Source organism: Aureimonas phyllosphaerae (assembly GCF_047943035.1).
GTDB lineage: Bacteria > Pseudomonadota > Alphaproteobacteria > Rhizobiales > Rhizobiaceae > Aureimonas > Aureimonas phyllosphaerae.
Genome location: NZ_CP181348.1, coordinates 929,749 through 951,575, shown reverse-complemented (window position 1 = coordinate 951,575; position 21,827 = coordinate 929,749). Strand labels below are relative to the sequence as shown.

At 70.2% G+C, this 21,827-nt stretch carries 23 protein-coding genes, 1 tRNA gene and 1 pseudogene; 12 read left to right on the top strand and 13 right to left on the bottom strand.

The annotated features are described in order from the left end of the window. Window positions 1–25: 25 nt before the first annotated feature. On the top strand, window positions 26–1,747 hold the full coding sequence (locus ACLNGM_RS04355; RefSeq protein ID WP_416357347.1) for a methyl-accepting chemotaxis protein: 1,722 nt from the start codon (window positions 26–28) through the stop codon (window positions 1,745–1,747). Between the two features lie 21 nt (window positions 1,748–1,768). Here the strand turns inward: ACLNGM_RS04355 and ACLNGM_RS04350 are convergent, their stop codons facing one another. From ACLNGM_RS04350 to ACLNGM_RS04330, 5 genes and pseudogenes are all read right to left on the bottom strand, one after another. After that, window positions 1,769–3,160, bottom strand: a complete 1,392-nt coding sequence (locus tag ACLNGM_RS04350; protein WP_416357346.1) for a diguanylate cyclase domain-containing protein — start codon at window positions 3,158–3,160, stop codon at window positions 1,769–1,771. Window positions 3,161–3,271: 111 nt separating this feature from the next. Then, entirely contained in the window at window positions 3,272–3,451 is a 180-nt protein-coding gene (locus ACLNGM_RS04345; protein ID WP_416357345.1) for a hypothetical protein, read from the bottom strand. Further along, window positions 3,448–3,633, bottom strand: a complete 186-nt coding sequence (locus ACLNGM_RS04340) for a hypothetical protein (protein ID WP_090963279.1) — start codon at window positions 3,631–3,633, stop codon at window positions 3,448–3,450. Before ACLNGM_RS04340 ends, ACLNGM_RS04345 begins: the two co-directional genes overlap by 4 nt. 79 nt (window positions 3,634–3,712) lie before the next feature. Beyond that, window positions 3,713–4,567, bottom strand: a pseudogene (locus tag ACLNGM_RS04335) (MBL fold metallo-hydrolase). Between the two features lie 13 nt (window positions 4,568–4,580). Continuing rightward, window positions 4,581–4,970: a hypothetical protein gene (locus ACLNGM_RS04330; protein ID WP_416357344.1), complete on the bottom strand. Its 390-nt coding sequence runs from the start codon at window positions 4,968–4,970 to the stop codon at window positions 4,581–4,583. Window positions 4,971–5,187: 217 nt separating this feature from the next. Here ACLNGM_RS04330 and ACLNGM_RS04325 point away from each other — a divergent pair, with 217 nt between their 5' ends. Further along, a complete protein-coding gene (locus ACLNGM_RS04325) occupies window positions 5,188–6,204 on the top strand; it encodes an LLM class flavin-dependent oxidoreductase (protein ID WP_416357343.1) in 1,017 nt (338 codons plus the stop codon). 6 nt (window positions 6,205–6,210) lie between these two features. Here ACLNGM_RS04325 and ACLNGM_RS04320 read toward each other — a convergent pair whose 3' ends face one another. From ACLNGM_RS04320 to aroA, 4 genes are all read right to left on the bottom strand, one after another. After that, on the bottom strand, window positions 6,211–6,810 hold the full coding sequence (locus tag ACLNGM_RS04320; protein WP_416357342.1) for a GNAT family N-acetyltransferase: 600 nt from the start codon (window positions 6,808–6,810) through the stop codon (window positions 6,211–6,213). 157 nt (window positions 6,811–6,967) lie between these two features. After that, window positions 6,968–8,668, bottom strand: coding sequence for a 30S ribosomal protein S1 (rpsA, locus tag ACLNGM_RS04315; protein ID WP_090963270.1), 1,701 nt, complete (start codon window positions 8,666–8,668; stop codon window positions 6,968–6,970). A gap of 267 nt (window positions 8,669–8,935) precedes the next feature. After that, window positions 8,936–9,580 carry a (d)CMP kinase gene (cmk, locus tag ACLNGM_RS04310; RefSeq protein WP_416358383.1) on the bottom strand — a complete coding sequence of 215 codons (645 nt, stop codon included), beginning with the start codon at window positions 9,578–9,580 and terminating at the stop codon, window positions 8,936–8,938. Window positions 9,581–10,008: 428 nt separating this feature from the next. Continuing rightward, window positions 10,009–11,382 carry a 3-phosphoshikimate 1-carboxyvinyltransferase gene (gene aroA / locus ACLNGM_RS04305; RefSeq protein WP_416357341.1) on the bottom strand — a complete coding sequence of 458 codons (1,374 nt, stop codon included), beginning with the start codon at window positions 11,380–11,382 and terminating at the stop codon, window positions 10,009–10,011. A gap of 252 nt (window positions 11,383–11,634) precedes the next feature. On the opposite strand from aroA, the gene ACLNGM_RS04300 reads away from it, so the two are divergent. The 8 genes from ACLNGM_RS04300 to ACLNGM_RS04265 all read left to right on the top strand — a co-directional run bounded on the left by ACLNGM_RS04300 (window position 11,635) and on the right by ACLNGM_RS04265 (window position 16,856). Continuing rightward, window positions 11,635–12,063, top strand: a complete 429-nt coding sequence (locus ACLNGM_RS04300) for a TIGR02300 family protein (protein ID WP_090963266.1) — start codon at window positions 11,635–11,637, stop codon at window positions 12,061–12,063. A gap of 159 nt (window positions 12,064–12,222) precedes the next feature. Beyond that, a tRNA-Ala gene (locus ACLNGM_RS04295) sits at window positions 12,223–12,298 on the top strand. A 202-nt stretch (window positions 12,299–12,500) separates the two neighbouring features. Continuing rightward, entirely contained in the window at window positions 12,501–13,709 is a 1,209-nt protein-coding gene (locus ACLNGM_RS04290; RefSeq protein WP_416357340.1) for an acyltransferase family protein, read from the top strand. A 269-nt stretch (window positions 13,710–13,978) separates the two neighbouring features. Continuing rightward, entirely contained in the window at window positions 13,979–14,188 is a 210-nt protein-coding gene (locus ACLNGM_RS04285; protein WP_090963262.1) for a cold-shock protein, read from the top strand. Window positions 14,189–14,451: 263 nt separating this feature from the next. Further along, window positions 14,452–14,946 carry a DUF4142 domain-containing protein gene (locus ACLNGM_RS04280; protein WP_416357339.1) on the top strand — a complete coding sequence of 165 codons (495 nt, stop codon included), beginning with the start codon at window positions 14,452–14,454 and terminating at the stop codon, window positions 14,944–14,946. An 80-nt stretch (window positions 14,947–15,026) separates the two neighbouring features. Next, window positions 15,027–15,524 carry a ferritin-like domain-containing protein gene (locus ACLNGM_RS04275; protein WP_416357338.1) on the top strand — a complete coding sequence of 166 codons (498 nt, stop codon included), beginning with the start codon at window positions 15,027–15,029 and terminating at the stop codon, window positions 15,522–15,524. A 36-nt stretch (window positions 15,525–15,560) separates the two neighbouring features. Next, the gene (locus tag ACLNGM_RS04270; RefSeq protein ID WP_416357337.1) at window positions 15,561–16,442 is read left to right on the top strand and encodes a manganese catalase family protein; all 882 of its coding nucleotides are present in this window, start codon (window positions 15,561–15,563) and stop codon (window positions 16,440–16,442) included. 126 nt (window positions 16,443–16,568) lie between these two features. Next, window positions 16,569–16,856 (top strand): hypothetical protein, encoded by a 288-nt coding sequence (locus ACLNGM_RS04265; RefSeq protein WP_090963253.1) that lies wholly within the window; start codon window positions 16,569–16,571, stop codon window positions 16,854–16,856. A 45-nt stretch (window positions 16,857–16,901) separates the two neighbouring features. Here ACLNGM_RS04265 and ACLNGM_RS04260 read toward each other — a convergent pair whose 3' ends face one another. Continuing rightward, window positions 16,902–17,132: a hypothetical protein gene (locus ACLNGM_RS04260; protein WP_416357336.1), complete on the bottom strand. Its 231-nt coding sequence runs from the start codon at window positions 17,130–17,132 to the stop codon at window positions 16,902–16,904. A gap of 125 nt (window positions 17,133–17,257) precedes the next feature. On the opposite strand from ACLNGM_RS04260, the gene ACLNGM_RS04255 reads away from it, so the two are divergent. Next, the gene (locus ACLNGM_RS04255; RefSeq protein ID WP_416357335.1) at window positions 17,258–17,761 is read left to right on the top strand and encodes a hypothetical protein; all 504 of its coding nucleotides are present in this window, start codon (window positions 17,258–17,260) and stop codon (window positions 17,759–17,761) included. A gap of 245 nt (window positions 17,762–18,006) precedes the next feature. After that, a complete protein-coding gene (locus tag ACLNGM_RS04250; RefSeq protein ID WP_416357334.1) occupies window positions 18,007–19,623 on the top strand; it encodes a DUF882 domain-containing protein in 1,617 nt (538 codons plus the stop codon). A gap of 6 nt (window positions 19,624–19,629) precedes the next feature. On the opposite strand, the gene ACLNGM_RS04245 is transcribed toward ACLNGM_RS04250, so the two are convergent. Genes ACLNGM_RS04245 through ACLNGM_RS04235 form a run of 3 tightly spaced genes read right to left on the bottom strand, consistent with a single transcriptional unit; the run spans window position 19,630 to window position 21,798 of the window. Continuing rightward, complete coding sequence (locus tag ACLNGM_RS04245; protein ID WP_416357333.1) at window positions 19,630–20,226, bottom strand: ATP-binding cassette domain-containing protein; 597 nt, start codon at window positions 20,224–20,226, stop codon at window positions 19,630–19,632. Continuing rightward, window positions 20,219–20,995: an ATP-binding cassette domain-containing protein gene (locus ACLNGM_RS04240; RefSeq protein ID WP_416357332.1), complete on the bottom strand. Its 777-nt coding sequence runs from the start codon at window positions 20,993–20,995 to the stop codon at window positions 20,219–20,221. The genes ACLNGM_RS04245 and ACLNGM_RS04240 overlap by 8 nt, the downstream gene beginning before the upstream one ends. Continuing rightward, entirely contained in the window at window positions 20,992–21,798 is an 807-nt protein-coding gene (locus ACLNGM_RS04235) for an ABC transporter permease (protein ID WP_416357331.1), read from the bottom strand. The genes ACLNGM_RS04240 and ACLNGM_RS04235 overlap by 4 nt, the downstream gene beginning before the upstream one ends. Window positions 21,799–21,827 lie beyond the last annotated feature (29 nt).

Genomic DNA, 21,827 nt, shown 5'->3' with positions numbered 1-21,827 from the left:
CAGGCGCGTGCGATAGGGGGAAGGCATGGGTTTCGGATTGTTCCACCGCGCGCACGGCGCCAGCGCCCGGATGGCGCTCGAGGGCCTCAACGCCAACGTCATGCTCGCCGACGCGGACCTGCGCATCACTTTCGTCAACCAGGCGCTGACCAAGCTCCTGAAGGAAGCCGAGGCCGACCTTCGCAAGGAACTGCCGAACTTCTCGGTGGCGACCCTCATCGGCAGCAACATCGACATCTTCCACAAGGCGCCCGCGCACCAGCGCAAGCTCCTCGCCGCGCTGCAGTCGCGCTACAGCGCCACGATCCGCGTCGCCAACTGGAGCTTCGACCTGATGGTGACGCCGATGCGCCGCGACGGTCGGCTCCTCGGCTTCAGCGTCGAATGGGCGGACGCCAAGGAGCGGCTCGCCAACATCGATTTCACCGCCCAGATCGCCGCGATCAACCGCTCGCAGGTCGTCATCGAGTTCCGTCCCGACGGTACGGTACTGACCGCCAATGCCGCCTTCCTGAAGGCCTTCGGCTATCAGCTGTCCGAGATCGCCGGGCAGAACCATGCGATGTTCCTCGACGGCACGCAGCGCGCCGGCGAGGGCTACCAGAGGTTCTGGGACGAGCTGCGCGCCGGTCAGTTCCAGAGCGGCGAGTTCAAGCGCGTGGCCAAGGGCGGCGAGGCCGTCTGGATCCAGGGCTCCTACAATCCGATCCTCGACGGCAAGGGCCAGGTCGCCAAGATCGTGAAGTTCGCTACCGACGTGACGCCGCGCATCCGGGCGGTCAGCCAGATCGGCGGGGCGCTCGGCGCGCTCGCGGAAGGCCGGCTCGACCAGCATCTCGCCGCGCCCCTCACGCCCGAGCTCGACCAGCTGCGGCTCGACTACAACCGGGCGCGCACGACGCTGCGCGACACGATCGTCGAGGTCCAGAACGCCTCCAACCGCATCGCCGAGGGGATGACCGAGATCTCGGTCGCCGCCGGCGACCTCGCCCAGCGTACCGAGCAGCAGGCCGCGGCGCTTGAAGAGACATCGGCCGCCATCGGGCAGGTCAGCCAAGGGGTGCGCGAGACGACGACGGAGGCGACGCAGGCGCAGAAAACCGCGAGCGTCGCTCTCCGTAACGCCCAGAAGGGCGAGGAGATTGTCGCTTCCGCGGTCAAGACGATGGGCGCGATCAAGCAGTCGTCCGACATGGTGGGCAAGATCATCGGCGTGATCGACGAGATCGCCTTCCAGACCAACCTCCTCGCCCTGAACGCGGGCGTGGAAGCCGCGCGCGCCGGCGAGGCGGGCCGTGGCTTCGCTGTGGTCGCGCAGGAGGTGCGCGGTCTCGCCCAGCGCTCGGCCGAAGCCGCCAAGGAGATCAAGGACCTCATCCAGGCGTCCGGCCAGCACGTGGAGGCGGGCGTCGAACTCGTCACCGCGACCGGCCAGAGCATCGAGGAGATCGTCGCGCAGGTCGGCGAGATGAGCCGCCTCGTCAGCGCCATCGCCCAGAAGGCGCAGGACCAGTCGATCAGCCTGACAGAGGTCGCGACCGCGGCCAACCAGGTCGACAAGGTAACGCAGCAGAACGCGGCGATGGTGGAACAGACGACCGCCGCCACCAAGACGCTGATGGCCGAGACGATGAGCCTGTCGGAGCGGGTCGGAACGTTCCGGACCGACGGCGAGCGCGAGAGCCTGCACGCCGCTCCGCCCGCCCAACGCGCGCCCATGCGCCGCGCGGCCGGCGGCCGGCACTGACGCTCGCGGCGCGACGGCGCCTCAGGCGGCGGGCGCGAGCCCGCGTTCCACGCTGTCGTGAAACAGGGTCCGGCGCTTGCCGGCCCGCTTGCCCGCATAGAGCGCCTCGTCGGCTTGGCGCAGGAGCGCGAGCGGGTCGGTGCTGTCGCCGGGCGCCAGCGACAGGCCGACCGTCGCGCTGACCGAGGCTTCCGCCCCGTTGCCGAGCGCGATCGGCGTCTCGATCGCCGCGATGAAGCGCCGTGCGAGCCCGTCCAGCCGGCCGCGGTCGCCACGCCCCGAAAACAGGAGCAGCGCGAACTCGTCGCCGCCGAGACGGGCCACGGTGTCGCGATCGGTGGCGACGAGGTCACGCAGGCGCGCGGCGACCGCGCACAGGACCCTGTCGCCTTCGGCATGGCCATGCCGGTCGTTGACCGCCTTGAACCCGTCGAGGTCGAGATAGGCGACCGCGAACGGCGCGCCGCCCTCGCCGAGCGCCCGCGCGGCAGCATCGAGCCGCTCGAACAGGAGGACGCGGTTGGGAAGGTCGGTGAGCGCGTCGTGCGTCGCCCGGTGGACGCTGGCGGCCACGATCCGCGTGGAGGACCGAACCTGTCCGGTCCCGGTCCAGATCAGGAGCCCGAAGGCCGCCGCGACGGCCAGCCAGATCGGGATCGCGACCCGCAGGAGATCGTCGCCCGGCCGCTCGCCGTCCCAGGCAAGTCTGGCGATCGTTCGGCCCTCGTCGTCGACGATCGCCGCGCTCGCCGCCGCTGCGAACGACGGCGTCTCCAGCCGCAGATGGGCCAGCGGATAGGCGCGCTCGAACTGCGCGAGGGTTTTGTCGTCGAGGACGTCGACGAGGATCAGGACGTGGCGCTCGGCCTCGGCCGGCTGATCGTGCTCGCCGCGCCGGATGATCGCGGCGGCGGCGATCGCCGGGCCCGCATCGCTGAGAAGGAGTCCCGACGCGGCACCCTCGCCCGTCGGCAAGACCGCCGCGCGAACGATGGCGTCCGCCCCGTCCGGCAGCATCGCCGACATGGAGGACGAGACGCGTTCGCCATGGTCGGCGATATACTCGGCCTCACCGTCCGGCCCGACCACCAGCGCCATGTCGAAGCCGTAATGGCTGGACGACCAGAAGCCGATGTTCTCGTCGCTCCATGCGGCATCGGGTTCCGCGACGAGGTTCTGGTAGGCCTCGTCCCAGGTGCCGTAATCGAGCGCGATCTTGCGCATGTACTCGCCGCGCATCGCGAGCGCGCTGCGCACGAGCCGGATTTCCTCGCCCACCGCCGCGCTGGTCTGGTGCGCGGCGACGACCCACACGGCCGCGAGAAGCCCGACGAGAAGCAGCGCCACGAGACCGATCATCGGTAGCAGCACGCGTCGAACGAGGTGGGTGTATGCCTTTTGCGAGGCGATCATGTCGGACCTTCGGCGTTTCTCCGCCCAAGCTGGCGGATCCTGCCGAAGGATCGGTAAGCGCCAGGGGAATTTCCCCCGGCCTGGTGAATCGATGCTTGCGGGAATCGATCGCTATTCGGCGGCCGGACCGCCGTTGATGACCTGGCCCGGCGTGTTCGATGATCCCGCGCTGTTCGTCGGGCCGTCGCCGCTGCCCGTCCGCTCGCCGGCCGTCGGGTTGCAGGCGGCGAGCGACAGGGCGGCCGCGACGATGAGCACGCCGCGCGCGAGCGAAGAAGCGCGCGCCGTCATGACGGGTGCGCTTCGGTCTCGTCCTCGCCCTCGACCTCGAGCGAAGCGGCCATGCGCTCCGCCTCGGCCTCGTCGACCATGACCGGACGACCGCTGTCGTCGGGAAGGCCGCCGGCGCTCTGGCCGATCGACGCGTCGCGGGGCCGGTCGTTCGCCCCGTCCGTGATCTTGGGATGGTTCATCGGATCAACTCCATCATGGATGCCGGTCCAACGCGAAAGGCGCCGGGTTGGATGCCGGGCTGTTTCGTCGCGGGGGAGTTCAACCGGCCGGCGCCTTTCCGCGCAGCCGCTCGGGCGGTGCGATCGCCTCGAAGTGCTCGGCGAGATGATGCAGCGCCGCGCGCATCGATGGTCCCGCCATCGCCCGGCCATGGCCGGTGACGAGAAGCTCCGGCTCCAAGGCGGCCAGATCGCGCGCCGAGCGCGCGGCCGATACCCAGTCCGGCGTGAAGTAGCGCGGGGGTCCGTGCATCTCCGGCGTCTGCAACGCCACCTCGTAAGCCGATTCCTGCCCCGTCGTGATCACGGCGTCGCCGGCGATCAGCGTCCGGTCCGCCTCGCGCTAGAGCGATACGTGGCCGGGCGTGTGGCCCGGCGTGTGCAGCCAGCGCCAGCCCGGCAGTTCGGCGATGCCGCCGTCGGGCGACAGGGTCCGGAGACGTGCGCGGACATCGACGGGGCGGCGCGGAAACAGGGGGGCGAGCTTCGGTATCAGCCCGCCGTCCGCGGAGATGTCCGGTGGCGGGTAGGATTGCCGCCCGTCGAGGAACGGATGCTCCAACGGATGGGCGAGCACCGGGGTGTCCCATTCGGCACTGAGGTCCTCCAACGCGCCGATGTGATCGAAGTGGCCGTGCGTCTGAAGGATCGCCGCCGGTCGGGCCCCCGCCCCGAAGCGGGCGGCGGCGGCGCGGGCGATCCGCTCGAGGCCGCCGACGATCCCGGTGTCGACGAGCACGAAGCCGCGGTCGCCCGCCGAGGGCAGGCCGATGAAGACGACGTTGACGAGCGCGAGCCTGAGATAGGCGATGTCGGGGCGAACCTCGTGGAGGTGGGCGGGCCCGGCCTCTTCGGGCGCCAGCGCGTCATTGCCGAGCGGAATCTGGACGGTCATGGGTACCCCCGCCTCACGCCGTCTCGTCACCCTGCAGCGCGACGCAGAGGTCGAGCGCGGTGATCGCGGCGACCATCGCAAACGCGCCAAGGCCGACGGTCCGGTGCGGATTGTCGTGGCGCAGGGTCGGCGCGAGCACCGCCAGATCGGCGAGATCGCCAGCGACGCGGCCCCAGACCATGGCGACCGGGCGGCGCGAGGCGAGGATCGCAGCACCCGTTCCGATCTCGCGCCAGCCGAAGGCGCGTACGAGGCCGGACGAGGCTGGCGTCCCGGTGCCGTCGCGGATCGCACGGGGCTTTGCCAACTCGGCGAGGCCAAGCGCGATCGAGAACCATCCGAGCCCGCGCGCCAGTGTCTGCGCATCGGTGTTCTCGTGGCGGGGTTCGATAAAATGAGGCATCGGATTTCTCCCTTTGGGAAGGGGAATGGCGGGAAGCCGCGCTCCGTTCGTCGCAAAGTGCTTCGACGGCTCGACACCGCGGCGCGATGCGGTCTTCGCTTTGGAGACGATGAGGTCACCGTCCCGCAACCTCGACAGGGACCCGCCGAGGGGGCACCTGTCGGCCATCGCGCGGCGCCCCCGGCCGCCCATCCGTTCCGGCGTCAGGAGATGACCCATGAAGTCCATCGGTTTCCTGTCCTTCGGCCATTGGTCGCCCTCGGCCCGCTCGGCCACGCGCTCGGCCGCCGACGTCCTCCTCCAGTCGATCGATCTCGCCGTCGCTGCGGAAGAGCTCGGCGCGGACGGCGCCTATTTCCGCGTCCACCATTTCGCCCGCCAGCTCGCCTCGCCGTTTCCGCTCTTGGCGGCCGTCGGCGCGAGGACGCGCCGCATCGAGATCGGCACCGGCGTCATCGACATGCGCTACGAGAACCCGCATTACATGGTGGAGGACGCAGGTTCTGCTGACCTCATCTCGGGCGGGCGCCTGCAGCTCGGCCTCAGCCGTGGGTCGCCCGAGCAGGTGATCGACGGCTGGCGCCATTTCGGTCACCTGCCCCGCCCCGGCGAAAGCGACGCCGACATGGGCCGGCGACACACGGAGACGTTTCTCGATCTCCTGCGCGGTGAAGGCTTCGCCGAGCCGAACCCGCGTCCGATGTTTCCCAATCCTCCAGGGCTCTTGCGCCTCGAGCCGCATTCGGATGGCTTGCGCGAGCGGATCTGGTGGGGCTCGGCGTCGGATGCGACCGCGGTCTGGGCGGCGCAGCAGGGCATGAACCTCCAGAGCTCGACGCTGAAAGCCGACGAGACCGGCGAGCCGTTCCACGTCCAGCAGGCCCGGCAGATTCGCGCCTACCGCGCGGCCTTCGAGGCGGCCGGGCACCAGCGGCGGCCGCGCGTGTCGGTGTCACGCTCGATCTTCGCGATCGTGAACGATCTCGACCGGGCCTATTTCGGCGGCGACACGTCGCACGACCAGGTCGGCGTCATCGACAACATGCGCGCCGTGTTCGGCCGCTCCTATGCGGCCGAGCCGGACCGTCTGGTGGACGAATTGCGGCGCGACGAGGCGATCCGGGAAGCCGACACGCTGCTCCTGACGGTGCCGAACCAGCTCGGCGTCGCCTACAACACCCATGTGATCGAGGCGATCCTGACCCACGTCGCCCCGGCGCTCGGCTGGCGCTGACGCTCGCTACTCGAAGATCGGGACGTGGGGTGCCGCGTCCCGGGGCAGCAGGCCGGCAAGGCGCGGATCGTCGTTGATCTCGACCTCCTGGCCGACCACGGTGAACCCTGAGCGCGCGTAGAAGGCCAGCGCGCGCGGGTGGTCCATCGTGTTGGTGTGGAGCCAGAGGCGCGTCGCGCCGGACGCGAAGGCGTGGGCGATCGCGTGGTTCATCAGGCGGCGCGCCGCGCCGGTCGCCTGGCGCGCGGCGGTGACGCCGAAATACTTGATCTCGCAGTCGCCAGCGCCCCCCCGCCAGTCGAACTCGAGGAGACCTTCCAGGCGTACGCCGACGCGCTCGCCGAAGACCTCTGTCTCGGGGCTTGCGAGCTGCGCTTCCAGCGTCTCGCGCGCCATGAACAGGCGGGTCAGCCAGAGGTAGTCCTGCCCGACGCGGCGGAAGAGGTCGAGATACTCGTCCGCCGAGATGCCCTCGAGCGACACGACCTCGCCGTCGAGACCCGCCGGCACCGGGCGCGGCGGCGCGGGGGCGCGCATTTCCAGCGTGGTGGCGATCGCCGCGATCTTGCCGCGGCCGATCGGGGTGAAGCGGGGCGTCTCGCTCATGGCGGGTCCTCGGGAACGTCCGTGATTGCGTGCCGGATGCCACGCCACCGGGTGCCGGGCAAGGCGCGCGCGGACAAAAAGAGACCCGCGCCGGCGGTCCGGCGCGGGTCTCTCTGTCTCACGTGAAACGGGCGGCGCAAGCCGCCCGGATCGAAGCTTACTCGGCGTCACGCTTGTTCATCGCGGCGGCGAGGATGTCGCCGAGCGAAGCGCCGGAGTCGGTCGAGCCGTACTGAGCCACGGCCTCCTTCTCCTCGGCGATCTGCAGCGCCTTGATCGACACGCCGACGCGGCGGGCCTTCTTGTCGAACTGCGTGACGCGCGCGTCGACCTTCTGGCCGACCGAGAACTTCTCGGGGCGCTGGTCGTCACGGTCGCGGCCGAGATCGTTGCGGCGGATGAAGGCGGAGTACTCGGTGTCCACGATCTGGACCTCGATGCCGCCCTCGTTCACCGACGTGACCTCGCAGGTGACGATCGCGCCGCGGCGCAGGTCGCCGGCCTCGGGGGCCGAGGTGACGGCGTCGCCGCCGACCTGCTTGATGCCGAGCGAGATGCGCTCCTTCTCGACGTCGACGTCGAGAACCTGGGCGCGCACGGTGTCACCCTTGTTGAACTCGTCGATGACCTGCTCGCCCGGACGCGACCAGTCGAGATCCGACAGGTGGACCATGCCGTCCACGTCGCCCTCGAGGCCGATGAACAGGCCGAACTCGGTCTTGTTCTTGACCTCGCCCTCGACGATCGTGCCGACCGGGAACTGGTCGCGGAACGCTTCCCAGGGGTTCTGGAGCGTCTGCTTGAGGCCAAGCGAGATGCGGCGCTTGACCGGATCGACCTCGAGCACGACCACTTCGACTTCCTGCGAGGTCGAGAGGATCTTGCCCGGATGGACGTTCTTCTTGGTCCAGCTCATCTCGGAGACGTGGATCAGGCCTTCGATGCCCGGCTCCAGCTCGACGAAGGCGCCGTAGTCGGTGATGTTGGTCACGCGACCCGAGACCTTCACGCCCATCGGGTACTTGACGCCGATGCCCTCCCAGGGATCCGCCTCGAGCTGCTTCATGCCCAGCGAGATGCGGTGCGTTTCCTGGTTGATGCGGATGATCTGCACCTTCACCGACTGGCCGATCTGGAGGATCTCGGTCGGATGGTTGACGCGGCGCCAAGCCATGTCCGTCACGTGCAAGAGGCCATCGATGCCGCCGAGGTCGACGAACGCACCGTAGTCGGTGATGTTCTTGACCACGCCGTCGACGATCTGGCCTTCCTCGAGGTTCTGGACGATCTCGGAACGCTGCTCGGCGCGCGACTCTTCAAGAACCGTGCGGCGCGACACGACGATGTTGCCGCGGCGCTTGTCCATCTTGAGGATCTGGAACGGCTGCGGGGTGTTCATCAGCGGGCCGACGTCGCGGATCGGACGGATGTCGACCTGGGAGCGCGGCAGGAAGGCGACGGCGCCGTCGAGGTCGACCGTGAAGCCGCCCTTGACCTGGTTGAAGATCTGGCCTTCGACCTTCTCGCCGGCGTTGAACTTGACCTCGAGCTTGACCCAGCTCTCCTCGCGGCGCGCCTTGTCGCGCGACAGGACGGCTTCGCCCAGCGCGTTCTCGATGCGCTCGACGTAGATGTCGACGACGTCGCCGACCTTCAGGGTGGACTCGCCGCCCTTCTGGCCGAATTCCTTGAGGGCGACGCGGCCCTCGACCTTCAGACCGGCGTCGATGACGGCCATGTCCTTCTCGATCGCGACGACCGTTCCCTTGACCACGGCGCCTTCGGCGACATCGTTCTCATGGAAGGACGCTTCGAGAAGCGCGGCGAAATCGTCGCGCGAAACTGCTGCGTTGGACATTCGTTCTCCTTGGGACCCCGCCTCTATCCGAGGCTCGGGGCATCGCGCCGGGGGTTCGTCGCTACGGGGCCGTCCGGCCGGTTCCGCCACCGGCCACGCCCGCGCTTTGCGGGGAGGGCTGGCGGCACGGAGCCATGACGCCTCGAGGGCGACAGGTCCGTTTCGGCGCGAGGAACCGGCGGCCGGCGGTGAATTCTGGTGTTCCGGAACGCATGCGCGCCGCCCGGCACCGGCCCCCTCGAGGGTTCGGCGTTGGACGGCTCGGCGCTACGGTCCGTTCCGTTGATGTGGCGACGCGTCGACGATCCGACAAGCCGCCCGGAACGCGTCCTCTATATCGAGTTCGCTCGTGTCCAGCAAGGCGGCGTCGGGTGCGGCCTTCAGGGGCGCGGCGGCCCGGCCCGAATCGCGCTCGTCGCGCGCGCGCACCTCCTGGAGGATCGTCGCGTAGTCGACGCTGCGCCCCTTGGCGACGAGTTCGGCGGTGCGGCGTCGGGCCCGCACCTCGGCCGAGGCGGTGACGAAGATCTTCACCTCGGCCTCCGGGCAGATCACCGTTCCGATGTCGCGCCCGTCCAGGACCGCGCCGCCCGGCCGGCGGGCGAAGCCGCGCTGGAACTCGGTTAGCGCCGAGCGCACGGCCGGGTGCACCGCGACGCGCGAGGCGAGCTCGCCCGCCTCGCGGCCGCGCAGCGACCCGTCGTCGAGGACCGCGGGATCGAGCGCACGCGCCACGGCGCCCATCGCCTCGCCGTCGTCGAGGTCGAGGCCGCGCTCCGCGGCCACCCGCCCGATCGCCCGGTAGAGGAGGCCCGTGTCGAGATAGGCGAAGCCGTAATGGTCGGCGAGGCGCTTGGCGATCGTACCCTTGCCGGCCGCCGCGGGCCCGTCGATCGCCACCGTGAACCCCATGCGCCCCAGCCCTTCCCGATCCGCCGTCCCGGCATCCGTTGTGAAGCCTCGGGCGCCGAAGCTCAACGGATCGTCGTGCACATTTTTGAACCAGCCGGCCGCGACGGCGACAAAAGCGAAGAGGCGGCCGAAGACAAGCGGGATCGACACGAAGAAAAGAATGCCGAACAGCGAGCCGACGAACCACAAGACCGGTATCGCAGTACGGAGGGTACTGCTGGAGGTCGCATCCAGCCATTCATCCAGATCCGCCCCTGAAAAGCGGAGAACGACCGTCAGCGTGACGATTGCCGGCAGGATGAGCTTGGGCGCCATGACCCCGAGCGCGGACCGGTCGTATCGCCGCGCCTGAGCGTGGACCCGCCCAGCCAAGCTTCTGCCGTAGATAAACGCGAGGGGCACATAGATCGCCAGAAACAGCGCGAGGATCACCCCTTCGAATGCTCCGACCGGGCGGCCGGCTCCAGCACGCCGCCGAGGCCCGTCACCAACCCTTCGAACTCGGGAAAGCTCGTCGCGATCATGGTCGCGTCGTCGACCGTCACCGGCTTCTCCGACGCGAGACCCATGACCAGGAAGCTCATGGCGATGCGGTGGTCGAGATGGGTCTCGACCGTGCCGCCGCCGAGGCCCCGGCCGTCCGGACGCCCGGTGACCGTGAGCCAGTCCGGCCCTTCCTCATGGGTGACGCCGTTGGCGGCAAGCCCTGCGGCCACGGCCGCCAGGCGATCGGACTCCTTGACGCGCAGCTCCTCCAGCCCCTCCATCCGCGTCGTGCCGTCCGCAAACGCGGCGGCGACGGCGAGCACCGGATACTCGTCGATCATCGAGGGCGCGCGCGCGGCCGGCACCGAGACGCCGCGAAGCGCGGAGTGGCGCACATGGAGGTCGGCGACGTCCTCGCCGCCCGACAGGCGGGGATTGAGGATCTCGATATCGGCGCCCATCTCGCGCAGCGTCTCGACGAGGCCGGTGCGGGTCGGGTTCATCAGCGCGTTCTCGATCACGACGTCCGAGCCGGGCACGAGGAGCGCCGCGACGACGAGGAAGGCCGCCGAGGATGGATCGCCCGGCACCACGAAATCCGGCACGCCCCGCAGCTCGCCCTGGCCCTCGAGGCGGATGGTGCGCACGCCGGCGCCGTCGGTCTCGACCGACACGCGGGCGCCGAAGCCCTCCAGCATCTTCTCGGTGTGGTCGCGCGTCATCACCGGCTCGATCACGGTGGTGACGCCCGGCGTATTGAGGCCGGCAAGCAGCACCGCCGACTTCACCTGCGCCGAGGCCATCGGCACGCGGTACTCAATCGGGGCGGCGACGCGCGGGCCCCGCAGCGACAAGGGCAGGCGGTCCTTGGAGCGGGCGAGCACCTGGACGCCCATCTCGCGCAAGGGATCGAGGACGCGACCCATCGGCCGGCGCGACAGGGACGCGTCGCCGACGAAGGTCGTCGTGAACTCGTAAGGGCCGACGAGGCCCATGGTGAGGCGCGATCCGGTGCCCGCGTTGCCGAAGTCGAGGACGCCCTCCGGCTCGAGCAGCGCGCCGTTGCCGGTGCCGTCGATCACCCAGGCATCGCCCTCGCGCTCGATCCGCGCGCCCATCTGGCGCATGGCCCGGCCGGTGGCGAGCACGTCCTCGCCCTCCAGGAGCCCGGTGACCCGCGTGCGGCCCGACGCGAGCCCCCCGAACAGGAAGGCGCGGTGCGAGATCGACTTGTCGCCGGGAACCCGGACGCGGCCCCGGAGGGCGCCGTCGCGCCGGCTGGTCAGGGGGCGGGGATCGGAAGCGTGGGCGGTCATGGCATCCTCGGGAGGCTTCGGCAGGCGGCGGCGGGCGCCGGGATCTTCGGCGCAACGCCCTAACATGCGCGGTCCGGGGCGTCACGCGCGACGCGCGGGCGCCCCTCCGGCCCTCTTTGACAAGCCGGGCCGCAGGACGCTAAGGGACCACCGATTTTTCGGCGGGAACGATCGGCCGTCGCCCGGTTTCTCCCAACGACCCTCGAACGGCCGCTTCCACGGCCCGCCCCTCCCCCGTCCGCGAGGCCCTCCATGGCAAAACCCGAACTCGGCACCAAGCGCATCGACCCGGAAACGGGCCGCAAGTTCTACGATCTGGGCAAGGACCCGATCGTCTCGCCCTTCACCGGCAAGAGCTATCCGCTCTCGTTCTTCGAGACCGTCAAGGCGCCCCCGCGCGCCTCGCGCATCAAGGACGAGGACGAGGAGGAGCAGGAGGTCGAGGTGACCGAGGTCGCCGATACCGACGAGGAGACGGTGTCGCTCGCCGACGTCGCCGAGGACGAGGACGGCGGCTCGTCGAACGACCTGCCGAACGTCGACGGCAACGAGGATGACGACGTCATCGACGACGACGACGATTCGGACGACGACGACACGTTCCTCGCCGACGACGAGGACGAAGACGACGACATGACCGACATCATCGGCGGCGGTCGCGACGACGAGGACGACGCCTGATCGGGCAGGGAACTCCGGTTCTGCGGGGGCGGCGAGGGAAATCCTCCCGCCCCTTCTTTTTTCGCTTGCGCTCCCGCGAGCATTGTCATACCTAGCCGCCACACCAGTCGCGGGGCCAGCCCAAGGGTCCCGACACGATGTCCGCCGCAAGGCGGCGATGGGGCCATAGCTCAGCTGGGAGAGCGCTACAATGGCATTGTAGAGGTCAGCGGTTCGATCCCGCTTGGCTCCACCACCTTCCCTCCAACCGTGTTACGTCAGATCCGAACGAAACGCCCCGCCCGCGACCTGCGTCGTCGGGCTTTTTGCCGTTCGGGCTTCCCCTCGCACGCCGGCTTTCCCGCCGGCCGGGTTCGTCCTATGTGGGCGCGGCCCGTGCGAGAGCTGTGGCGGCCGGCAGGCGCGATGTCGGCGCCTCGGGGCGGATGGGGGATGACTTGGTTTCGTCGAGCGCCGCTGCGCCCTGGGGCTATCTTGCCCTCCTCGCCGTCTGGCCGGTGGCGCTCGGCGTCGCCTGGGGGATCTCGCGCTGGCGTCCCGGCCCGGCGACCGCGATGGCGCGCCTCGGATCGCTCGACGGGGTGCGCGGGGTCCTCGCGCTCGCCGTCATGGCGCATCACTTCCGCATCGCTTGGAACTGGCGTCTTACCGGGCGCTGGGACCTGCCGGCGGAAACGCTCTTCAAGAACCTCGGCCCGGCCGGCGTGATCGTGTTCTTCATGATTACCGGCTTCCTGTTCTGGGGCAAGCTGGTCGATGCGCGGGGGCGCCTCGACGTGCCGCGCTTTGCGATTGCGCGCGTGTTCCGGATCTATCCGGCCTATCTCCTGTCGCTCGCCGGGATCGCGGCGCTGTCCTTCGCGGCGGCCGACACCGTGTCGGCACTGCCGGCGGCGGAGGCCTGGAGCAGCCTCTGGACCTGGCTCACCTTCGGCTTTTCCCCCGACATCGGCTTTCGCGGCACGCCGGAGGCGCATCTCATCAATGCCGGCGTCATCTGGACCCTCCAGTACGAATGGGTCTTCTATGCCGCCCTGCCCGTCATCGGCCTCCTCCTCATGCGGCGGCCGAGCGGCACGGCGCGCGTCGCGGCCCTCGTGATCGTCGCGGCGCTGATGAGCCTCGTCCCCGCCGCCCCGATCGACTGGTTCCAGTGGCATATCGCTGCCGGCTTTGCCTACGGCGCGCTGACCTCGGAGGCGCTGCGCGGGCGGGCACTCGCGCGCGCGCTCCGCGGCCGGGCGGCGGCGATCCTCGGCCTCGCCGCGCTCAGCACCATGCTGGCGCTTCCCGGCTATCCGTTCGGGGCGCTCGCCCTTCTTCTCCTGTGGATCCCCTTCTCGGCGGTGGCGGCCGGCAACACGATGTTCGGCGTCCTCGCCTCGCGCCCGGCGGTCGCGCTCGGCGATGCGAGTTACAGCCTCTATCTCTTCCACGGCCTGTTCGTGTTCGTCGTCTTCCGCATGGTGCCGGTGGAGGCGCTCGGCCACGCCGCGGTCTGGCTCGGCCTGCCGCTCGTCGCCGCGGCCGCGAGCGCCTTTGCGCTTCTCTGCTTCCGCCTCGTCGAAGCGCCGTCGATGGCCGCCGGCCGACGGCTGGCCGGGCGCGGCCGCTCGCCCCGGCCGAGCGAGGAGGTTGCGCCCTGAGGCGGGGGCGATCCGTCCCGACAGACGACGCTGCAAAACCTCGGTCGCCCTGCCGCGACGGGGGCCTTGCCGAGGCAGAAATCCAACATAGCGTCGATCCGGGTTGCCAAATGACCTGTAAAACCGTAAGCATTGGCGATCGAACTTTGTCGGTCGATCCCTTTTTTCAGCACGACGCTGACTGAACGATCCTCTTCTGCACTGTCGATTTCTGCATCGCTGCGCACTCGGCGCCGCGAGCAATCCACTTTGTCTGAAGGGACACTGTCATGCCGAACGGAACCGTCAAGTTCTACAACGACACCAAGGGCTTCGGCTTCATCGCACCGGACGAGGGCGGCAACGACGTCTTCGTGCACGCCACGGCGCTCGAGCGCTCGGGCATGCGTGGCCTCGCCGAGGGTCAGAAGGTCAGCTTCGAGGTCGTCGCCGACCGTCGCTCGGGCAAGAACGCCGCCGAGAACATCAAGGCCCTCTGAGCGCTGATGCCGTTCCGCCTCCGGCGGGACGCTCGCTCATCCTACGAGGTTGAATGGAAAGGCCGGGCCGATGCCCGGCCTTTTTTCGTACGGTTCGCCAGGCAATATTTAGCAAGACATACTTGCCAAGCGAAATATGATACGGCCAATTATTGCAGAAATGCCGCTCGCCGGCCAAGTAAAACGAAATCATCGTCTCGGAACAACAGTTGTCCCTGCCGCTTAATCGACCACGACGCTCGGTCGACAAAGGGACAACGATCATGAACAGACGACAGGTCGCCGGAAGCCTTCTCGGGGCTGCGGTCCTCGGCGCGGCGCCAGGCCTGGCGCTTGCCCAGCGGCGGGCGCCCACGGACCGGATGAAGATGCCGATCCTGATGGGCGGCGACTTTTCGACCGCCACAAGCAAGCTCGCCACCCGCAAGGCGCGCGATCCGGCCGTGCGCGAGTTCGCCAAGCTCGAGATCACCGAACAGGCGGCCGTCGCCGAAGCCTTCGGCGCCCGCCCCGGCGAGGCCGGACTGCGGCCCGACCAGGCGGCGATCGTCGCCGAACTCGAGGCGGCGAACGGCGCGATGTTCGACATGATGTACATCGACGGCCAGATCGCGGGCCATCGCGAGCTTCTCGACCTCCATCGCCGCTATGCGCGCGGCGGCTCCGACCCGATGGCGCGCGGCGCCTCGCTCGTCGGCGTGACCGGCATCGAGACGCACCTGTTCCTTCTCCAGAACATCAAGCGCCAGATCGCCTGACCGGCGAGCGGTCGCTCCCAATCCGGCGCGCCGGGGACCCTTCCGGCGCTGCCACCCTTCGTTCCAGCGAGGATCATTCCATGGCCAAAGAGAAGACCCTGAACGACGCGTTCTACGAGACCCTGAAGGACGTCTACTACGCGGAAAAAGCCTCGGTGCGGGCCTTGAAGAAATCGGCCAAGGCCGCGCGCGCCGACGCGTTGCGCCAGGCGTTCCAGACCCATGCCGAGGAGAGCCAAGGGCAGGTCGAGCGCCTCGAGCGCGTCTTCGAGATCATCGGCAAGGCGGCGCGGGGCAAGACCTGCGAGGCCATGCAGGGCCTCACGGCCGAGATGGAGGAGGATCTCGAGGACTTCGGCGACACGGAAGCCGCCGACGACGTCCTGATCGGCTGCGCGCAGGCGATCGAGCACTACGAGATCGCTCGCTACGGCCTCCTGAAGTCCTGGGCCGCAAAGCTCGGCCTCGACGAGGCCGCCGATCTCCTCGGCCAGACGCTCGAGGAAGAGAAAAAGATCGACGCGCTCCTGAACGAGGTGGCCGAAGCGCTGCCCGCAGAGCGCGCCAGAGCGGCCTGAGCCGCCCCGACCTCCATTCGAAAAGCGACCATTTCCATGTTCTACACCGACGGCAAGCTGCAATATCCCGTGCGCGTCGAGCGCCCCAACCCGCACTTCGCGAGAGCCCTCCAGCAGGCGATCGGCGGCGTCGAGGGCGAGATCCGCGTCGCCCTCCAGTACATGTTCCAGGCCTTCGGCGCGCGCGGCCCCGCCAAGTACCGCGACATGCTTCTCAACACGGCAACCGAGGAACTCGGCCATATCGAGATGCTCTCGACCGCCGTCGCCCTCAACCTCGAGAACGCGCCGCTCTCCTTTCAGGAAGAGGTCTCGGCCGACGCGATGGGCGGCGCCGTGCTGAACGGCATGGACATGCGCCACATCCTGTCGACGGGCCTCGCCGCCCTGCCGTCGGATGCCAACGGCGTGCCCTTCGACTGCTCGCACGTCTATGCGTCCGGCAATCTCGCCGCCGACATGTACGCCAATGTCACGGCCGAAAGCTCGGGCCGGGTGCTCGCCGTGCGGCTCTACAACATGACCGACGATCCCGGCATGAAGGACATGCTGAGCTTCCTGATCGCCCGCGACACGATGCATCAGCAGCAGTGGCTCGCCGCCATCGAGGACATGGGCGGGGCGGCCGAGAACCTGCCGATCCCCAATTCCTTCCCGCAGTCGCAGGAGGCGGGCGAATACGCCTATGCCTACTTCGGGCACATGATGGACGGCTCGATCCCCGAAGGCCGCTGGAGCGCCGGCGCCTCGATGGACGGACGCGCCGAGTTCACGGCGGTCAAGTCGGTGCCGATGGGCGACAAGCCCTCGCTGGCTCCCGCCCGGCCGGACGGCGGCGCGCAGGCCCAGCAGAGCTCGAAATCCGGCACCACCGGCCTTCTCGGCAAGGTGGAAGGCGCAATCGAGCGCAATCTCTGACCGTCCGTCCCGCGCCCGGCCCGACCGGCCCGGCGCGGGACGCCCTATGCCGATCGGGCGCCGCCGCTTAAAGGTGGGCGCGAAGCCGGGCAGGACCCGGCGCGATCTGCGGGGACCTTTCGACCCATGCCCATTTCCGACGATACGATCCGCGTGATGGCCGGCGCGGTGATGAAGCTGCAGGCGCAGCTCCAGGCGCAGGACCTACTCCTGCGCGGCCTCTACGCCGAGCGCGCCCTGCAGCGCGGCACCTTCCCGCAGGAAGCCGCCGAAGAGGTGCTGGGGCTCGGCGCGTCCCTGCCGTCCGATCCCGAGGACTTCGAAGGCCACGAACGGCACCTGGCCGACGTGCGCGCCGCCCTCAACGCCTTCGCGATGACGCTGAAGGCGCAACTCGACGAAGCTCGAGTCTAGAAGAGGCCGGCCGGCGCCTTGTCGGCGCCGGCTGTTCTTGCCGCGTCAGACCACGGTGCCGAGGGTCTCGTCCGCGTCGCGATCGGGGTCCTCGTCCGAGGGTGTCGCATCCTCGTCCACCGCGAGGCCCGTGCCGCCGGTGCCGCCGGGTCCCGTCTGCGGGGTGCCGTTGCCGGGATTTTCCGAGGTCTGGTCGATCGGCTGGCGACCGACGTCGCCGATGCCGCCGCCATGCTGCGCCTCGTCCCTTCCAGTGCCGTCTTTCACGTCTGCCATGATCGGTCTCCTTTCGCAGGGGAGACGTTTGGCCGCCGATCCCGTTCCGGCGATTCATTTCGGCGCGACACGATCGACTTGGGATAAGCGCCGCCTATCTCACCTTCCGTGTGTGGGAGGCTTCGATGAAACGTCTTCTGGTGCTGGGCGCCGCCCTTCTCGGACTGTCGGGCTGCGTGTCGGAATACCCCGTCTACGACGACTATCCCGTCTACGAACCGCGCCCGCGCATCTACGATCCGCGGCCCGTGGTCGTCTACGAGGACGGTTACCGGCCGCGGCCGATCTATCGCGATCGCGACCCATACTGGCGCGACGACCGGCGCTATGGCCGCTACGACCGCCCGCGCTACCGCGAGGATGCCCGCCCCTATTACGGCCGGCCCGGCTACGATCGGCCGCGGCGGGACTACGACCGGCCCGAGCGCGTCGGCTACGACCGTCCCGGCCGCCCGCCGCGCGTCGCCCCCGCACGCCCCGACGTCGATCGTCGCTACGATCCGTCCCTCGTGCGTCCCGCCCCAGGGGCCCAGCCGGAGATCAACGCCGGCCGCGCCTTCGGCGGGCGCGCCCTGCCGGCGCCCGGCGGCCGCCCGCGGCCCTACATCCCGCCGCAGCCGGCGGACTGACCGCCAGCGCCGGGCGCGGATGCGTCCGGCACCACCCTCGCGTGTTGCGCGATCGCGGTGGCACGGTCGCGCAATGCGGTCGACGACCGGGATCCATCGGCCCTCCTCGGCGGATGGATCCCGCCGCCGATCCAGCCCCGCGCAACGCATGCCCTCGTGCCGACGCATTCGGTGTGTCATATTGGCCTCACGGAAACGAGAGCAGAGCGTGAAGCATGGCCGTTGGGGGATCGGTTCGACGGCGCGTGCGCCTTCGTCATGCGGCGGCGCTGACTGCCGGACTGATGGGCGTCGCGCTCGGCACGACGGCCACCGCGCGGCCCGAGACGCGAACGCTTCGCATCTACCACATCAACCTGCACGAGAGCTCGGAGATCACCTTCAAGCGTGACGGCAAATACCTGCCGGACGGCTTGAAGAAGGCGAACTGGGCGCTGCGCGACTGGCGCCGCAACCAGCCGACCACGATGGACCCGCGGCTCCTCGACCTCCTCTGGGAAGCCTACCAGAAGAGCGGCTCGCACATGCCGATCCACGTGATCGGCGGCTTCCGGGCGCCCGAGACCAACAAGATGCTCCGCTCGCGCTCGGCCCACACGGGCGTCGCCGAGCACTCCCAGCACATGCTCGGCAAGGCGGTCGACTTCTTCATCCCCGACGTGCCGCTCGCCAAGCTGCGCGAGATCGGCCTCAAGATGCAGATCGGCGGCGTCGGCTTCTATCCGCGCTCCGGCGCACCCTTCGTCCATTTCGACGTCGGATCGGGGCGCTACTGGCCGCGCATGAGCCGTCAGGAGCTGACCCGCATCTTCCCCGACGGGAAGACGATCCACCTGCCCGCCGACGGCAAGCCGCTGCCGGGCTATGCCGCGGCGATGGCCTCCTACAAGCAGCGCAAGGGCGCGTCCGAGCTGATGGTGGCCGATGCCGGCTCCACCGCGCCGCGCCGCTCGTTCCTTGCGACGCTGTTCGGCGGTGGCCGCGACGAGGCCGAGGAGGAGGCGGAGGCGAGCGATGCCCCGCTGCTCGCCAAGAAGGCCGCGCCGCCGGCCCCGGCGCCCCAGCCCGTTCCCGCCGCCGCTCCGCCGAAGGCGAAGCCGCCCGAACTGCCGCCGGGCGTCGCCATGGCCGATGCCGGCGCGTTCGACGCCTCCGCCCCGACAAAGAGCGCCGAGGTCGCGGTCGCAGCCCTCGTGACGCCCGAGCGCGTGCCGCTGCCGACCCACGCCCCGGCGCGCACGCCCGAGCCGGAGGCACCGAACCCGATCGATGCCGTCCTCGTGGCGGCGCTCGCCGAGGAGGCCGACGGTGCGAGCGCGCTGCCGCACGGCATCCCGATGCCGCATGAGCGGCCCGCCCTGCCGGGTGCGGCATCCGAGATCGCACAGGAGATCGCGGCCGCGACGCCGGCTGCGCCGGCCGCTTCGCCCGCGCTGTTGGCGGCTGCCTATGCGCCGGAAACGTCGGCCAGTCTCGCACGCGCACCGATGCCGCATGCGCGCCCGCCGATCCTCGAAGCCTCCCTTGATCACCGCGCTGCGGTGCCTGCCACTCCTGCGCCCGCCTCGAGCCTGGCCGCCAAGGTGCGCGGCGGCCGCGTTGCGGGTGCCGCGCGTCCCGAGAAGCGGGCGCATCAGTCGCGTCCGTCGGGCTCGCAGACCGCAATCGCCGCCCTCCTCGCCGATCCCGAGCGCCGGGCGCTGGAACAGGCGCCCTCGCTGCCGAGCGCCGACAAGCTGGTGGCCGAGCGCCCGCACGACGTCCTCGCCCTCGGCTTCGCGCCGACCGGCGCCAAGCCCGGCAGCGCCGCGCATTTCTCGGGTCGCGCCGTCAACTTCCTGCCGGTGCGCCACATCGACTGACGGCCTTCAGGCCGCGAGCGACACCTCGCGCGTGGCGACGCGCCCAAGAAGCGCGCGGTCGTGGCTGATCGCGAGGATCCCGAGGCCGCGCTCGGCCGCAAGGGTCATGAGCACCCGCCAGATCTCGGCCTGCGCGATCGCATCGAGCGGGGCGGAAATCTCGTCCGCGACAAGAACCCGGACGCCCGGTCGAAGCGCGCGCAGGAGCGACACGCGCTGCAACTGTCCGCCCGACAGCTCGTGCGCAAAGCGCCGCTGCCATGCCGGCTCGACGCCGAGACGCGCCGCCAGCGCCGGATCGGGCGGGCCCGCCTCGGCGACGATTCGCCCGACGCGCCAGCGCGGGTTCATGTCGAGCACCGGATGCTGGGCGAGATACTGGACCGGGCGCAGGCCCGTCGCCGGCAGGGGCGACCCGTCGAGCCGCAGCGCGCCCGCCTGCAGCGGCAGCCGGCCGGCGAGAAGCTTGGCGAGCGTCGTCTTGCCGATTCCGGAACGCCCGGAGAGGCCGACGATCTCGCCCGGCGCGATCGCGAGCGACACCGGGGCGAGCGCCGGACGGCCGGGCGCATAGGCGTAGGACACTCCGATCGCCTCAAGCATCGGTGAGAAACCCGTTCTGCGGCAGGGCCCGCCAGAGCGCCCGGCCGTAGGCGCTGGCGATGCCCTCGCCCGTTCCCGAAAAGCCTGCGGCCGGCTCGACCGCCTCGATCCGTCCGCCGCGCATCAGCGCGACGCGGTGCGCGAGGGGGAGCGCTGCCGGCAGGTCGTGGGTGACGAGAAGCACCGCACCGCCGCGGCGCGCGACCTCCGCCAGCGCCGCGAGAACGACGGCGGCGCTGTCCGGGTCGAGATGGTCGGTCGGCTCGTCGGCCACCACGAGGTCGGGCGCTCCCGCAAGGCTCGCCAGCGCCAGGACGCGGCGCGCCATGCCCCCCGATAGCTCGTGCGGATGGGCTCGGCGCACGGCGGGGTCGAGCCCGAAGCGGCGGAACCCGTCCGCACCGGGATCGGGTGCGCCGGCGCGGCGCGCAGCCAGCGCCACCTGCCGCCCGACCGGCATCAGCGGATCGAGATGGGTGACGGACTGCGGCAGGAGCGCGATCCGCCGGCCACGAAGCGTGGGCAGCGTGTCCGGCCCGAGCGCCTGCCCCTCGAACCGGACCTCGCCGCAGACCACGGCACCCGGCGGCAGGAGACCGAGGATCGCATGCGCGAGAAGGCTCTTGCCCGCCCCGGATGCGCCGACGAGGGCGACGATCTCGCCGCGGTCGAGATCGAGCGAGAGGTGGCGAAGCACCGCGTCCATCGCGGTCGACCCTGGCGAGGCAAAGCGCACCGACAGGTCGCGGATCGACAGGAGCGCGCTCACCGCGCCGCCCGCGGATCGAGCCGACGGCGGGCCGCAGACCCGATCGCCTCGAAGGACAGGGCGAGCGCAAGGAGCGCAAGGCCGGGGAACAGGGCAAGCCACCAGCGCCCGGCGCTCAAGGTCCGCATCGCATCGGCGAGGAGCACGCCGATCGCAGGCTTCGTGGGCTCGAGGCCGAAGCCGAGGAAGGTCAGCGCCGCCTCGTGCAAGATCGCATGCGGGAAGAGAAGCACCAGGCCGACGCCGAGCTGCGGCAGGAGATGGGGCAGGACATGCGCGCGCGCGACGAAGAGGCGCGAGCGCCCGAAGCCGCGCGAGGCCGCGACATAGTCGCTGGCGAGGACGCCGAGGAGTTCGGCGCGCAGGATACGGGCGAGGCGCGGCCAGTGTGTCAGCGCGACGGCGACCGCCACGGCCTCCGCCCCGCCGCCGAGCGAAAAGGCGATCAGGATCAGGGCGACGAGATGCGGCAGGCTGAGCGCCGCGTCGATCAGGAGCGAGACGGCGGCATCCGTGGCGCGGCCCAGCGTCGAGACGAGCGCCAGAAGAAGCGCGATGGCGGCGGAGGCGGTGGCGGCGAGACACCCGATCCGCAGGCTCACCGACAGGCCCTGCAGCGTGCGGGCCAGCATATCGCGCCCGAGCGCGTCGGTGCCGAAGGGGTGCAGGAATTCCGGCGGCCGAAGCCGGGCGGCGAGATCGGGGACGAGACCCCGGTCGCCGAGCGCAAGCGGGGCGAGCGCCGTCACGACGACCGCAAGGATCGCCGGCGCGAGGAGCGGCCGGCGCCTGGTGGATGCCATGGGCGCCACGTCGGCCGGCCGGTCGAGCG